This is a genomic window from Desulfosporosinus sp. (genome assembly GCF_014237355.1).
Lineage (GTDB): Bacteria > Bacillota > Desulfitobacteriia > Desulfitobacteriales > Desulfitobacteriaceae > Desulfosporosinus.
The window spans coordinates 1-13,895 of the sequence record NZ_JABZFS010000006.1 but is presented as its reverse complement, the minus strand read 5'-3'; the positions used below and the strand labels follow the sequence as shown (position 1 = coordinate 13,895).

Sequence of the window (13,895 nt, the reverse complement as noted above, 5' to 3'; positions counted from 1 at the left end):
TTTCGATCCGTCAATTCTGGAAATACCTCAAAACTAAGGCTCACCTTATTGAAAACAATATTTCGGAAGAATTAGAAACTCCAAAACTTCCTAGAAGGATACCTAAATATTTAAGTTTAGAGGAATCCGTCAGAGTTCTCATTCAAAGTCAGAAGTCACCAAGAGATCATTGTATTATCACGATTTTCTTGAATTGTGCTTTGCGTTTATCTGAGCTTGCTAGTCTTAGTCTTGACCAGGTTGATAATGAGGTCATTCGTGTCATCGGTAAAGGGAATAAAGAACGCAAAATCTTTTTGACTCCTGCCGTCAAAAGATCGATTAACAATTGGTTGCAAATAAGAAATATATCATTGCTTCAGGGCTTGATCCTAAAGCGATATCTGCCCATAAGCTCCGACATACCGCTGCTACCTTTACGGGCGGGTAGATTTACGCTCGCTTCAACAAATTTTAGGGCATGAGAGCGTGGCCACAACTGAGATTTATACTCATATTGATGAACATCAACTGCAATCTGCCGTTAATTCAAATCCTCTTGCCATGATGTTTAATTAGATTTTCTCAACTACATGATTATAATACTAATGGGAATAACGTTTTGGCATTACCGCAGCGTCCCAACCACATGCATATTGGCAAAGTTGAGGTAATGCCTTGTTATACGACGGACCAAGCCCCGCAGAGCCGAGAGCAGCATGGACGCTGAGAACCTTAAGCCGTTTTCATTCCATACTTTTTATAAATCAATCTCCATCTTACTTATATATCTGGCAACTCCCCCAACTTTGACCCCTATGATTTCTTTATTCTGGATATCTAAGCTAGTCAATATTTCTGAAGGTCTTTTCATCGAATATCCCTGCTCAAAAACTAGGTATCTTGCAGTATTTTTAGATATAATTCCATATCTGAATAAATAGCAGCTCAAAGCTCCGTTAGATGTGCCTGTGGCGGCTTCCTCTGTAATTTCATATAAAGGAGCAAAATTCCTACAGTGAGCAGTTGAAGAATACTTCGTATCTAAGGTAAAAACATGATAACCAATCACATTATATTTTTTGCTTACGGATGCTATCTTAGTAAAGTTCGGTTTTATCTCGTGAAGATCATTCAATGTGTTTATCGGAATAATAATATCTCTTAATCCCGTAGATACAATTTGAGTAGGATAGTTCTGCATAATAATGCTTTCGTTAATATTCAGAGAATCTGCAAGCTCTTGCTTGTCAATTTCTTCGTAATAAGTAGGCCTGTTTTGACACATATAAATAGTTTCATCTTGATGATTCTCCACCATCAGAATTCCTGCTTTTGTTTCCTGTGTATACTCTCCTATCTCAATAATCCCTTTCTGGGCAAGTAGAGAAAATGCTGCTATAGTGGCATGTCCACACAAATCAACTTCCGTTTTAGGAGTAAAGAATCGAATCTTATAATCTGAAACGTCTGATTTTTGAATGAATGCGGTTTCGGAGAACCCAACTTTTTTTGCTATGTCCTGCATTTTAAATTCAGATAAGAATTCAGCATCCAAAACAACACCAGAAGGGTTTCCTCCGTTTTCAGTTTTTGCAAAAGCATTTAATGTATAAACAACAATTTTCATGAAATTCTCCAATCTTCAAAGTTTAGAAATAAACATCCATAAAGCTACATGAGAGACCAGACCAATTAAAGAAGTTATTATCATTGCTTTTTGTTTAGTCTTAATGAAATAGAATAAGACAACTACATATATTGCAACAAAAAAGAAACTAAGAAATATTTGCATACTAGACATAATTCCAACGAATCCGACTGAGAATGAACTAAGAGCATTACTCAAGAAAATTAGTCCTAAAAACAAAACTTCGCAAGCAGCTAATAAAGAGGTAAAGAGAATAATAATAAGATTGGCGAACTTCTTCAAACCACTCCATCCTCTCTTTCCAAGAAATATATTTAAATAACTCCATTTAAAAAATCAATATCTTACTTTATATGTTTTCGTCATATTAGCATATATTTCCTCCTGCGTAGGATCTCTCACAAGTAACTGATTTCTCAATAATCGATGCACTAACCTCGGTAGTTTAGAACTTTATTTTGTTCGCTAAACTCCCATTTAGTGAACAACCAGTTATCTACGAATGCCGCCCAACACCAAGTTGGGCGGCATTCGTAGATAACTGAAAGAGTATAAGAATCTTATCCCGTTCTAACTGGATTCCGTGATTATCCAAATGGTTAACTACATGAAAAGGGTTTCTTCTTCATAAATATCTAAAATTGCAACTTTTATACTTGAGTAATTCATAAACAGTCCTTTTAGATTTTTATTACCACCTATTGAGAATAAATGTGAATTGACGATAGTCATTGACATAATGTTCTTAGGACCACACACCATCCAGTTTTTATTTTATAGTTTGACTTTGCCACCAAAATAATATTCTATTTACGTTTTCAATAACTACATCGTTATACTTTATTGATATGTCAGCATATCCCCTGATAATTTCCGTTAATTTTTCCTTCCTATCCTCTAGGGTGTAATCTTTTCGATTTAAAATGCTTACTACGTTACGAACTAAATCATCATACTCATCTACTGGACAACAGCTACCAATGCCAAGAGGGTCAAATTCCAAGATAAACCTTCCGACCTCTATTCCTGTGATTTAATCGCTTTTTTAAGAGACCTTTTCCAAACTTTATCCATGCTGACCCCCAAATCGAACAGATATGCTCTGCATATATTACCTCATTCCCATCATCCTACTCATCGTCACGGTTTTAAGAATAATGCGTATTACAGTAACCCCATAATCTTAAGTGTTTGTATTAGCTCATTATAAAAAAATTGGCAGAAAATCGAGGTTTTCACGGGTAAACTGTACATCAATTTTCTTTGCCCCTGTTTCAGTCCACTTACCAACATATTTATTTCTACCCATGTTTAACCTCCCCCCTGTGTTATCCGATAATAAACCACGGTTTAAGAATATGCGTAACACCAATAAAATCATTTGAGCTTCTTTTTAAAACCTTTATGCGTTTGGGAACTATATCCTGCTGACTCGTAGAATTTACAGGCATCAATTCTGTCGCTTTCTGTTACAAGTATCACTTGAGTGCAATTCCTTTTAGTAGCAATTTTCTCAAGCTCGGATATTAATTCTTTTCCCACTCCTTGGTTCCTATATGCTTTATCAATTATCATGTTTTCTAGCACTAAAAAGGGCTTACAATCCCCATATAATTCCTCGCATATTACTCCCATAACAGAACCAATCAACATGTCATTTTCAATAGCACTTAGTACTATGTGCGAACTTTTTTTTGAAGTTTGATAAACTGCTTATGCATAGCTTCAACGCAAGATTCTTCATTCCAGAATTGTGAATATAACTTTGCAAGGTCAGATATGTCATCTGCAACCATTTCCCTAACAATCATTCTCTATGCCTCCTACCATAAAGGATTTTCTTTACATTGAGTTATCTTGTGAAAGCCGGCAATCACTGAGATGAACGGTATTTATAGTGATGGTTTTAAGAATAATGCACTTAATATTAATCGTTATCAAATATAGCTATCATCTATTCTAAGTGTGAGGAAAGTCTTACTTAAAGATATATCGCTCTGGCATTAAACCATGATCCACAAAGTCTAACCATTCATGCCCTTCAAATTTACAATTACCGCTTCTTATAATAGCTAACCTTTGGTTAGCCACAATTCTGTTAATCGCTAACCATAAAGATTCTGCATTAACGTCATACTTTTCAATAGTAATATGACCTTTCTGATCTCTGACTTCAACAAACTTAAATAGTACACCAAAGTCTGTGTTCTCAATTCTCTTTTCTTCTTGTAGAAACCACCCAGAGTAATCCGGGTAGGTTAATTTGTTAGGCGACTTAGCTTCTCCATATCCATAACGCCATGCTACATAAGAACCTTCTTTAGACAGCCAATTAACCCAATCTGAAGCTGTTGGCAAATTATTAAGCTCTACGGAAATTTCCCTTTCGCTCGTCCAAGCTTTTGTTATCCCTTCAATAACTTGGGGGGCCAATTATTGTAATTTATCAATGACTTCAATTCCCTCGATACAATGATCCGGACTGTAGTATGTTTCACTATTAAAAGTCCATAGTCTTGTATTTTTAGCAGTGACGGTATATTGTTTGTCTTTTTTAGGTGTACCACCTTCATAATTGCCATAGATTTGATAGGAAATAGTAAACCTTACCTCATCGGGTACTCTATTATTTGTATCTAATGGAGAAAGATTATAGATATGGGCATCATGAAACCAGTGGTTCTCATCGAGCCACTGCTCTAACTGCTGAACATTTATTTATCTTTAGCAAAATAACACCCCCAAATTTATTAGATATTGTATACTTATTCTCCATTAGCCTACCACCATAAGGTCCAGTTTAAGAATACTGGAAGTTTTTGTAATAACTAATGCCACATGGACTAAAGTCCTTAAACAGACCATTTATTATCTTCTTTTGAGTAGAGTAAAGCTCCATATCGGAAAAACAACAACTGTAATAATCCACCATAAACCAATTATTACATGATACACATCTATTTGAATTTCATTTAAGGTAGCAAGGTGAATATAGTGACCTTTTGCATACCAATTTCCAACTACATATAGTCCTGTGCCAAGTCCGTTAGGCATGGTCTCATCGGAAGGGATTTGAGCCAAATAGTTAAACACAGTCGGAATTATCTTTAATACTAGATTATTTCCTCCGCGACCAAGATCATTAACCACCGCTGAAAATAATTTAATAAAAGTTAAGCCTCCGTATAATGAGGATAGCATAATTAACAGACTATAGTTTTTGACCTTTAAATACCCAAAGATTCTAACGATTGACCAAGGAACTATAAAGACGCACGCCATAAGCCAGAGAGGAATTATGGTAAATACAAGTAGCCCTAACATTAAGGTTCTCCTTTCGTCATCCGTCCTGGTAATATTTCCTGTAATAGCCTTTCCCAGTTGATCAAAACATTTCCATTAAAACAGACCACTAATTTCCAGTTCCTACGAATGCCGTCCATCACAAGGTGGGACGGCATTTTTATTGAAGGGTTTAAGAATAATGCGAACAAGTGGGAACAAAATGAAAGGGCATTTAATGTATTATTTGACATAGTTGAACTTTCTGATTTCACCATCCGTGACCATCATATGAAAAGTCAATTTATCAGAAGAAGTTAATTTAAAGTGATTGCCAGTATACTGGCCAAATTCAAAAAATATTTTATACTTGTCAGGATATCCGTCTATATAACATACTACTTTACCTTCCTTGAGAAATACAATTTGGTTCATTCCTTCGCTAACTGTTGAATTAATCTTATCCCATTGGTAGCCTACAACTTGATATACGACCTTCTCTGGAGTATATGGTGCAAAACTGTATAAAGTATCCCATTCAAAACTAGTAAAACTCGACAAATTATCTATGGTTGCGTTACCACTTATTACATTAAACGACTTATTAAACTGTTTAGCATTTATCTCCCAGATGGGAGTTGGGTTTAGAGTTTTAATTATGATTCCGAGGATAACCACCAATACCCATGCAATAACCATAAATGATTTCTTGTTCATTCATTCTCCTTCACGGATGAATAATATATGTTTTAGCATTACTACGAATGCGTAACAGCATATTCAGAATGGTACGCTGCATTAATACCAATTAGCTCATTCGCTTAGTTGCTCAGCTTTGAATTTCAGGGTATCTTAATAGAAATTTTTCCTTTGCAATTTCCATTTGCTTATGATACTCCGCATAAGAAACACTTAATTTTTTCATTGCGGGAATAAATACATCATAATAACCACTTGTACTATTAAACTCTATAAGCATTGTTTGAAATTTAAAACCTGGTGAATTTCTGTATTCCTCGGACCGCTTATATGCCAAATATTGTTCTAACATTTCCTTGTTTTCAGACAAGAATTTATCAGGATTGTCAATAGACTGTTTTGTACTCTTTATCATATCGCAAATATTTCCAGTGCTGATATGCTTTGTACTTTCGATTAAAAACGCTCGTAATTCTTCAGGGAAGCTCAAAGATGGTACATTGTCCAGAAATGCTATGATTTCTTCATACGCAGCTTGCTGTTCTGTAGTTGAAATAGGATCATGTAAAAATCGTGCAAAATGCAGGCAAATAAATCGACCGTAGTAGCCTGGAAACGCCTCTAATAGCTTTTCGGTTACAGTTGAACTCTGTTCAATAGCTATCAGTTCAGCATATATTTTTGCACAGTTTTCGCCATAACTTAGTAGGTCAAGAATAGCTTTTTTTGCCTGTTCCCTCTGAACATTTAATTCTTTTTGTACTGATATCTTTTGCAATGTGTTGTTTGTTTCATCGGCAAGCACTGCTTTAATTTCTTCCGTGCTAAGCCCGAGTTTACGGAATACAGAAATTTTCTTTAAACGTTCTATATCTTTTTCGCCGAAATCCCGATATCCGTTATTTAAGATATTAGGAAAAACCAATTTTTGTTCAGTGTAATATTCAATAGCCTTTTTAGTCAAATTTGCTATCTTACTTGCTTCATTAATCAACATATCTATCACCTCAAGAGAAGCATACACTAACACCCAAGGTTCTAGTCAATAGATTGTTAAAGAAAACCCAAATTACCTTACTTCGCGTTATCCTACTCAGCGGGAACACTTTGTACATGGGCCATAGTGATATTTCAACGACCTCAAACTATATCCACCTATCAACTAAGCATATCTCCTCGGTGAGAAGTCCTCTTGACGGACGTGGTTGCCTGAACTTCAGGACATTTTAAGTCCGTCCGTCTGAAGTCTCTTTCTCCGGCTCAGGCAAAAGCCTTTAATATGATTCGAGTTTGTAGACCTCTACACTTGGTTCCCATGCCCAAGTCTGCACAGACTGTGGTTCTCTGGATGTTTCCTTCAACTCATGTCGTAACAGGCATTGTCCCAAATGCCAACATTCAGTTCAGCAGGAATGGGTTGAGGCTCAAATGTCCAAGCTTTTACCGGTCGGTTACTTCCATTCGTTTTTACGATCCCTTCAGGAACTGAACACCCTTGTTTTGCAAAATCAAGCGCTTCTTTATTCCATCTTGATTAAATCAGTAGGACATTGCTAAAGACCCTAAATTTCTCGGGGCTACGATTGGCGCTACAACGGGTCCTTCATACGTGGGGACAAAATCTCTCGTTTCATCCCCACGTTCATTGTATCGTCCCTGGCGGGGGACTTTCCAATGATGGACTTTGCTTAGTCCAATTTCCATTCTCTTGTTGATAATTTATACGGTGTCAATTGGGTTGTCTTTTGTAAAAAACCGTTTAAATCTCCAGGGCAAGTTGTTCGTTATCTTGGTTGTTATACTCATAGAGTAGCGATTAGCAACTCTAGAATTCAAGCCTTTGACGGTCAGACCGTGAGTTTTGCTTGGCGAGATTACAAGGATGGCAATAAGGCCAAGGTTATGACTCTTGATGCTGCTGAGTTTTCAAGACAATTTTTTCTTCATGTTCTGCCCAATCGTTTCGTTAAGATCAGACATTATGGCCTTCTCTGTAGCCATAATATTAAGACAAAGATTTTTAAATACTTACGCCTACTGGAAACAATCCGCCTCCTCCATCTAAGACCTCCAAAATGCTAAAACCTGCCCTAACTGTGGTAGTCCTCATGTTATACAGTTTTTACTTAAATGTTCGGCTGCAAGTCCATAATCGTATTAAAACTCTGGAAAACAACCCAGTTGGGGAGGGGGAAAGTCTACCCTTTTTCGGGGTTTTCCCTTGCAGTTTTTCACTGTGGACGAGAATCTTTCATTAGGACATCCATTCCCAGACAATTTATACCCTGATAGAAAAGATTGAAACCCCATAGACACACAAACTGTCTATCTGCAGACGGTTCAGTACAACAGGAGATTCATGAGGTTCAATACTCTGGAATTGAATTATTACAATTTCTTTTAGCTATTGAATTTAATCGAAGGCTTTTTCTCTGTCTACGAACATCAAAAATCTCTAGAAGTTATACGACGCCGTGGTTAAGAATATCCCTAATAACTAATTAATGGGTTTTATCGTATTCAATTTACCTTTATTTGAGTAGTTATTAAAATCGTAATTAACTAAGTAGTCTTCATTTGGAATAACTAAATAATACTCATTTGAAGTGCATCTTATCTTTTTTCCATCAATATCCAAATAGTATTTATTCCCTTCAATAATTGGTCTTACTTTCGCAATACCACTTGTATTAACACTATTGCCTTGGTATATAACAATCAAGATAATAACTATAAATGAAAGGAATATGGCTGAGGACTTTGCTTTCTGTAATATACCTTTATCTTTCGAAAGCCTTTACTTCTCACAAAATAGTAAATAAAAATATAAATTCAATTGGGATTAAAAAAATCGATATATTAACAGGTAGAAATAGTAACTCATGTAGCTTATAACTAAAGTCTGCTATTGCTTGGATTTTGACCTAATATAAGTCCAGCAAAACTCAAATATATTGTCCCAACCAATATAATAAGTGCATTCTTCCTTCTCGTATTAAACTGCTTTAATTGATCTTCACCCATTTAATCTCCCTCTTCACTAAAGCCTATTAAAATTAATCGATCTTATCCCATGATAATTAATTAGTTTTAAACTGCAATAAAGTACTAAAGCTTAACGGTGTCGTATAACGTTTTGGATTCCCGACGTCCCCCCGCCTTAGATAGCTCTTATCTTAGGCGGGGGGATGTGGTGCCTGAACAGTCCATAAGAAACCAGTGGAATAGGAATAAGCAGCATTTACGATACGGCATTTTACCAATTCCTACAAGATAAGGGACAAGATGACGAACCACAGGGAAAAAGTAGCTTAAGACAAGGGCATAGTGTCCAAAATGTTCAAGGAGTTCTTGAGCTTTAAATAGATACTTTCCCAGGGATATAAGATGTAAAGCTGATCACGCATCTCTTCATCTTTTTCAAAAACTGCCACCTTACAATTGGGAGACTTCAGCGCATTGATGTAATTGGTAAAAGCACCTGTTCCCGCACCGAGTTCAGCAACTGTTTTTACCTGATCCCAATCAATGGGCCTAACCATTTTCTCGGCAAGAAACCTGGAACTTGGCGTAATGCTACTTGCGTGGGGGATTCTATAAATTTCATTAAGAATGTTAATTTATCAGTTAAGTTAGCATGTGCTTCATAATGTTTTTCACTCCCTCAACAAGACTAATCTTAACGAAAAGAACTTAAGAGATTAGGAGGGAAAAACTTAAGACTTTCTAAAGTTTCAATAAAAAGAACTCCTGCCTCAATAGAGATAGGAGTTTAACACTCTGAATTGAAAATTTATCTTATATTCGCATTTTCCTCATGCCGTCCAACACTGATAATAGTAATGGATATAAATTAATGAACAGCTACCCTCGCGTTGTTGAATATCAGTGGAGGACAGCTGTTCATGTGGTTAGTAGGCTTAATTAGAACAATGCGAAGCTCGGATACAAAAGTCAATGTATTTCACGCTAAAACTAACAAAGCTGACATGGCTCCTCTTAGCTTACCGGTGGTTGTACTGACCCTTGTCACGAAATCTTTCCGGTGTTAATAAACTATAAGGAACATTTTAGCAAAGGAGCGGGACACATGAAAGATTCGTTCAAATTAACCCTCTGTCAACAGGGCTGCTGCCCAATTGTTGAAATCAACACCGATACGAATCAGGTCATTATTACGGATGATTTAGGTGGAAAAGTATCCCTAACGACGGACCAGTTCAAAATCCTTTTAGAACGCTGCGCAAACGTTAATGGTGAGTAACCATGCTTTATGACCTTTTACTGGTTTTAAGTCTTCGCTTTTTCCTTTTTGATTTCGTCCTTTTTAAAAGTATAAGAAACACCCTTAAAACCAAAGGATATGTCTTTAAGAAGCTCCTGAGTTGTCCCTTCTGTCAAGGATTTTGGTGTGGTTTAGCAGTCTTCCTGGCAACGCATCCAATCACATTAAACTTAGGGGGACTCCTCTCGATGCTCAGTTTTGGATTTATCACTGCCTATCTCAGCATGATGACAACCGCCATTTTTTACCCGCTTATCGATAAGTACGAGAAAAAATACTCAGACTTCAAATTACAATAAAACTGTGTTAGCAAAGGAATCCGTAGATTTTAAAGCCGAAATAGCCATGACTTGGTAAGTCAAAAAACGCCAAATTGTGGCTACCCCATTTATACGCGTTGTAAGAATTAGTAGCTAAACCATCGGTCAAATACAATGGATACTTCAAATATTTTAGTTTGCGAGGTTATTATTCCTTACGTCATTATAGCCTTATGGTAAGTTTTCTTTCCTTTACGTATTCTTATACCATTCTTCAGTTGTTCCGAAGTAATATTTTCATCAATAGATTCAACTTTATTATCATTAATAAATAAACCACCCTGTTGAATCAGACGTCTTGCTTCACTCCTAGAAGCAGTTATACCACTCAACACCATCAAATCCAAAATACTGATAGCATCATCAGTCAGTTGCTTGGCTTCAATCTCGGTAGTCGGCATGTTGGAATCGTCCGTGCCACCTGCAAAGAGAGTGTGAGAAACGCTCTTAGCTTTTTGAGCTTCTACTTCACCGTGGACCAGCTTAGTGAGTTCATATGCCAGAATCTCCTTTGCTTCATTGAGCTGACTGCCTTCCCATTCGTCCATTACTTCAATCTGTTCAAGTGGCAAGAAGGTAAGCATACGTATACATTTGAGAACATCAGCATCACCAATATTACGCCAATACTGGAAGAATTCAAAAGGGGAGGTTTTGTTGGGGTCAAGCCAAACAGCCCCTTTTGAAGTTTTCCCCATCTTATTACCTTCTGAATTCATTAGTAGTGTAATTGTCATGGCATAAGCATCTTTGCCTAACTTACGTCGAATTAGGTCTGTGCCCCCTAACATATTAGACCACTGGTCATCCCCACCAAATTGCATATTACATCCATAATTTTTGTAAAGGTGATAAAAATCATAGGACTGCATAATCATGTAGTTAAATTCTAGGAAAGACAGACCCTTTTCCAGTCTCTGCTTATAACACTCTGCGCGTAACATATTATTTACGGAGAAGTGAGCTCCTACATCACGAAGTAATTCAATGTAATTCAGCTTTAAGAGCCAATCTACATTGTTAACTATGATTGCCTTATCATTACCGAATTCAATAAATCTTTCCATCTGTTTCTTAAAGCAATCGCAGTTATATTGGATTGTTTCAGGTGTCATCATAGAGCGCAAGTCAGTACGACCAGATGGGTCGCCGATATAGCCAGTTCCACCGCCTAAAAGGACTACAGGTTTGTTGCCCGCCATCTGTAAACGCTTCATAAGGGATAGTGCCATAAAATGTCCAACATGCAATGAGTCCGCAGTTGGATCAAATCCAATATAAAATGTTGCATTACCGCTATTAACAAGTTGTTTAATTTCTTCTTCGTTGGTAACCTGGGCAATCAAACCACGAGCTACTAATTCATCATAAATCATACTAAAAGCTCCTTTTTTTAAATTTAAAAAGCCCCTGCTCCAATGGAACAGAGGGCATAAATTGCGGTACCACCTCTGGCTCGGAAACTCCTCACAGAATTTCCCTCAACAAGTGCAAATACACTTACACGCTGTATCGGGCGTACCCATCAAACCTTACTATCAATTCAGATCGCGGCTCCAGGATGTATTCGAATCAGCGCGTCTATAGCCTCTCACCAACCGGCTATTCTCTGAATAACGAAAACTGACCTACTTCTTCCATTCATAGCTCTTGCATAATCAAATTTAATTGAATTGTAGTTGAGGAAGCAGTAAAAGTAAAGTCACAAATTGACACATGTGTGACATTCTGTAGTTCTCTTTAATCAATATACTTAAGTATGTCATTTGGCAACGTATGTTTAAGCAAATATACTAGTTTGGTCTTTTCCATTTTCATTCCGCTAAGGAGCCATTCAATAACCATGTCCGTACCGCCACTAGATGCTATATGAATAGCAAAACGCATTGTCTCTGAATTAATATTAACACCCTTAATCGTAAGATATTTTTCATAGGTTTTTCTCGTAACCGCAATATCGTAACCACGAAGACCGTTTATATCACGGCTTGCATAGGCATTTTTCAACACACTATATTTTTCTTGATAGATGTCAAGATAGCTCAGCAAAGCCTCTTCCCAAGTGAGCCCATCTGTTATACGGCCAAAGCTTGCTTCGTAGAATTGGACAAAGTACCAGCTTGCAAGGTCATATTTATCTTTAAAATGGCGATAAAAGGTCTTTCTTGAAAGAGATGTACCTGCTACAATTTCACTGACCTGAATATCATCAAGGTTCTTCTCCAGTAACAGCTTCTCAAGTGATTCCGCTAACATTTTCTTACTGTTCATAATATATCTCCATAAGTAGTTAAATATATATTATACATTATATCTCTGTTACGGAAAAAGACTACGTTTAATCGCTTTCAGGCCCTCTGCTCAAATACTTGCTTGCTCCCAACCCTAATCATTTTGCTATGAGCTTCCCATTATCCTACTGATGCCACCCCTCCTGAGTCAGCGGAGGGACGGCATCTTACTTAAGAGTTTAAGGAAAATTGGAAGTATATGTATTAGTGTAGTCTAACAATTTTTTTGTAATATGGTATCAACAAGCTGTAGGAATTGTGATTTTCTCAATTTCGGCGGAATATATCGACTTCTCGTATATCTTTAACATTTTATAAAAATATCCATCGTCTTTTCTTGAAGTATTTCCATCTGTGAACCAACCAGTTTCTTTTAAGAAAGTTGCCCAAGATGTTTCTCGTGTATCATATCTTAAAAATAACTTTGCTATTTTGTAATCTATCTCAAGAAGATAACTTTCCTCATAGTTCATTCGCCATATCTATATTTAAAAGCACTTCTGCGTCCGCATTCATTGGTAAATAGGGACTTATCTCTTAACCACAGGCTTCATATATTTCGCAACAATATACGATGTGACGGCTCCAACGATAATAAAATTTATATAGAAAATAAATTGAGAGTATGGTTCATTGTTTATTTGGGAAGCAACTCCTACAATGGGAGCTAAAATACCAAACGTTCCAAGCCTCCACATTAAGGAAATACCAATGCCTTTAATAAGGTAAAAATCTTTTCCCGATATTCTTAACGCAATTGCCGTTAAAACTCCTATGGCACAAGTCATCAAAAGGGAGTTTGTCATCCCCGTTATATACCCAAAGGGTGTATGGATATAATCATCATTTAAGTAAATGTTAGCCCCTGCTTCCCATGGTGCAGTGTAATCTGCCCCAAAAGAGCCAGTGATAAGCCAATCCACTATCTCATAGGCGATTACCGCTACCACTCCAGCTAGGGTTCCCACTGCTATTGTATCTAGCATAGAATTCGGATTTCTCCTCTTAAATAAATTTATAGTTATGTAATGCGCTAACATATATTTTAATTGTCTCCATAACGAAACTCCTGTATACTCCTAACACAATTTAAAGTGTTACTACGCATTATCCTACAAAAGCCGTCCAACACCAAGTTGGGCGGCATCCATCTCTACTGAAGGGTTTGAGAATAATAGGAGTTTGAGGAAATAGGTGCGAATGCAGGTTGCAAATTATCTATAACTGGAAGTTGGGTAAGCAAGACTAATAGACTTATGCTTCGTAACATGTCTAGCAAATTATCCGAAGTTAGGCATAAAAAAGCTCAAACTCCGAATCTGAGCTTGAGTAAATAGAAGGTTGTTCTTGTGGTGATGCTGTTACCTAACTTTGGATAATTACATAGC

At 36.8% G+C, this 13,895-nt stretch carries 17 protein-coding genes, 2 pseudogenes and 1 other annotated feature; of the genes and pseudogenes, 6 read left to right on the top strand and 13 right to left on the bottom strand.

The window, feature by feature from the left end; translation table 11 throughout:
• Positions 1-188 precede the first annotated feature (188 nt).
• Positions 189-464: a tyrosine-type recombinase/integrase gene (locus HGJ98_RS01140; protein WP_367142643.1), complete on the top strand. Its 276-nt coding sequence runs from the start codon at positions 189-191 to the stop codon at positions 462-464.
• The gene (locus HGJ98_RS22300; RefSeq protein ID WP_367142645.1) at positions 451-558 is read left to right on the top strand and encodes a hypothetical protein; all 108 of its coding nucleotides are present in this window, start codon (positions 451-453) and stop codon (positions 556-558) included. The genes HGJ98_RS01140 and HGJ98_RS22300 overlap by 14 nt, the downstream gene beginning before the upstream one ends.
• Before the next feature lie 181 nt (positions 559-739).
• Here the strand turns inward: HGJ98_RS22300 and HGJ98_RS01135 are convergent, their stop codons facing one another.
• The 7 genes and pseudogenes from HGJ98_RS01135 to HGJ98_RS01105 form a co-directional block, all read right to left on the bottom strand.
• Entirely contained in the window at positions 740-1,609 is an 870-nt protein-coding gene (locus HGJ98_RS01135; RefSeq protein WP_291349154.1) for a PhzF family phenazine biosynthesis protein, read from the bottom strand.
• Positions 1,610-2,399: 790 nt separating this feature from the next.
• Positions 2,400-2,633: a hypothetical protein gene (locus HGJ98_RS01130; protein ID WP_291349153.1), complete on the bottom strand. Its 234-nt coding sequence runs from the start codon at positions 2,631-2,633 to the stop codon at positions 2,400-2,402.
• A gap of 374 nt (positions 2,634-3,007) precedes the next feature.
• A pseudogene (locus HGJ98_RS01125) lies at positions 3,008-3,441 on the bottom strand (GNAT family N-acetyltransferase).
• A 166-nt stretch (positions 3,442-3,607) separates the two neighbouring features.
• On the bottom strand, positions 3,608-4,063 hold the full coding sequence (locus HGJ98_RS01120) for a hypothetical protein (RefSeq protein WP_291349152.1): 456 nt from the start codon (positions 4,061-4,063) through the stop codon (positions 3,608-3,610).
• A 435-nt stretch (positions 4,064-4,498) separates the two neighbouring features.
• Positions 4,499-4,954 (bottom strand): hypothetical protein, encoded by a 456-nt coding sequence (locus HGJ98_RS01115; RefSeq protein WP_291349151.1) that lies wholly within the window; start codon positions 4,952-4,954, stop codon positions 4,499-4,501.
• 201 nt (positions 4,955-5,155) lie between these two features.
• Positions 5,156-5,629, bottom strand: coding sequence for a hypothetical protein (locus HGJ98_RS01110; protein ID WP_291349150.1), 474 nt, complete (start codon positions 5,627-5,629; stop codon positions 5,156-5,158).
• 112 nt (positions 5,630-5,741) lie between these two features.
• Positions 5,742-6,608 carry a MerR family transcriptional regulator gene (locus HGJ98_RS01105; protein ID WP_291349149.1) on the bottom strand — a complete coding sequence of 289 codons (867 nt, stop codon included), beginning with the start codon at positions 6,606-6,608 and terminating at the stop codon, positions 5,742-5,744.
• Between the two features lie 347 nt (positions 6,609-6,955).
• Between HGJ98_RS01105 and HGJ98_RS22295 the strand changes: the two genes are divergently transcribed.
• From HGJ98_RS22295 to HGJ98_RS22285, 3 genes and pseudogenes are all read left to right on the top strand, one after another.
• Complete coding sequence (locus tag HGJ98_RS22295) at positions 6,956-7,168, top strand: transposase zinc-binding domain-containing protein (RefSeq protein WP_367142644.1); 213 nt, start codon at positions 6,956-6,958, stop codon at positions 7,166-7,168.
• A complete protein-coding gene (locus HGJ98_RS22290; protein ID WP_367142642.1) occupies positions 7,162-7,326 on the top strand; it encodes a transposase in 165 nt (54 codons plus the stop codon). The genes HGJ98_RS22295 and HGJ98_RS22290 overlap by 7 nt, the downstream gene beginning before the upstream one ends.
• 40 nt (positions 7,327-7,366) lie before the next feature.
• Positions 7,367-7,693: pseudogene (locus tag HGJ98_RS22285) on the top strand (transposase); the annotation flags it as partial.
• Positions 7,694-8,506: 813 nt separating this feature from the next.
• Here HGJ98_RS22285 and HGJ98_RS01100 read toward each other — a convergent pair.
• Together HGJ98_RS01100 and HGJ98_RS01095 are read right to left on the bottom strand one after the other, a co-directional pair.
• The gene (locus HGJ98_RS01100; protein ID WP_291349148.1) at positions 8,507-8,635 is read right to left on the bottom strand and encodes a hypothetical protein; all 129 of its coding nucleotides are present in this window, start codon (positions 8,633-8,635) and stop codon (positions 8,507-8,509) included.
• 287 nt (positions 8,636-8,922) lie between these two features.
• Positions 8,923-9,153, bottom strand: coding sequence for a hypothetical protein (locus tag HGJ98_RS01095; protein WP_291349147.1), 231 nt, complete (start codon positions 9,151-9,153; stop codon positions 8,923-8,925).
• Positions 9,154-9,701: 548 nt separating this feature from the next.
• Between HGJ98_RS01095 and HGJ98_RS01090 the strand changes: the two genes are divergently transcribed.
• Positions 9,702-9,875: a hypothetical protein gene (locus tag HGJ98_RS01090; protein ID WP_291349146.1), complete on the top strand. Its 174-nt coding sequence runs from the start codon at positions 9,702-9,704 to the stop codon at positions 9,873-9,875.
• Positions 9,876-10,371: 496 nt separating this feature from the next.
• Here the strand turns inward: HGJ98_RS01090 and tyrS are convergent, their stop codons facing one another.
• From tyrS to HGJ98_RS01070, 4 genes are all read right to left on the bottom strand, one after another.
• The gene (tyrS, locus tag HGJ98_RS01085) at positions 10,372-11,592 is read right to left on the bottom strand and encodes a tyrosine--tRNA ligase (protein WP_291349145.1); all 1,221 of its coding nucleotides are present in this window, start codon (positions 11,590-11,592) and stop codon (positions 10,372-10,374) included.
• A 47-nt stretch (positions 11,593-11,639) separates the two neighbouring features.
• Positions 11,640-11,870, bottom strand: a binding site (T-box leader).
• Positions 11,871-11,956: 86 nt separating this feature from the next.
• Positions 11,957-12,487 (bottom strand): TetR/AcrR family transcriptional regulator C-terminal domain-containing protein, encoded by a 531-nt coding sequence (locus HGJ98_RS01080; protein ID WP_291349144.1) that lies wholly within the window; start codon positions 12,485-12,487, stop codon positions 11,957-11,959.
• Positions 12,488-12,746: 259 nt separating this feature from the next.
• Positions 12,747-12,980, bottom strand: a complete 234-nt coding sequence (locus HGJ98_RS01075; RefSeq protein ID WP_291349143.1) for a hypothetical protein — start codon at positions 12,978-12,980, stop codon at positions 12,747-12,749.
• 57 nt (positions 12,981-13,037) lie between these two features.
• Positions 13,038-13,493 carry a hypothetical protein gene (locus HGJ98_RS01070; protein WP_291349142.1) on the bottom strand — a complete coding sequence of 152 codons (456 nt, stop codon included), beginning with the start codon at positions 13,491-13,493 and terminating at the stop codon, positions 13,038-13,040.
• Between the last annotated feature and the right edge of the window lie 402 nt (positions 13,494-13,895).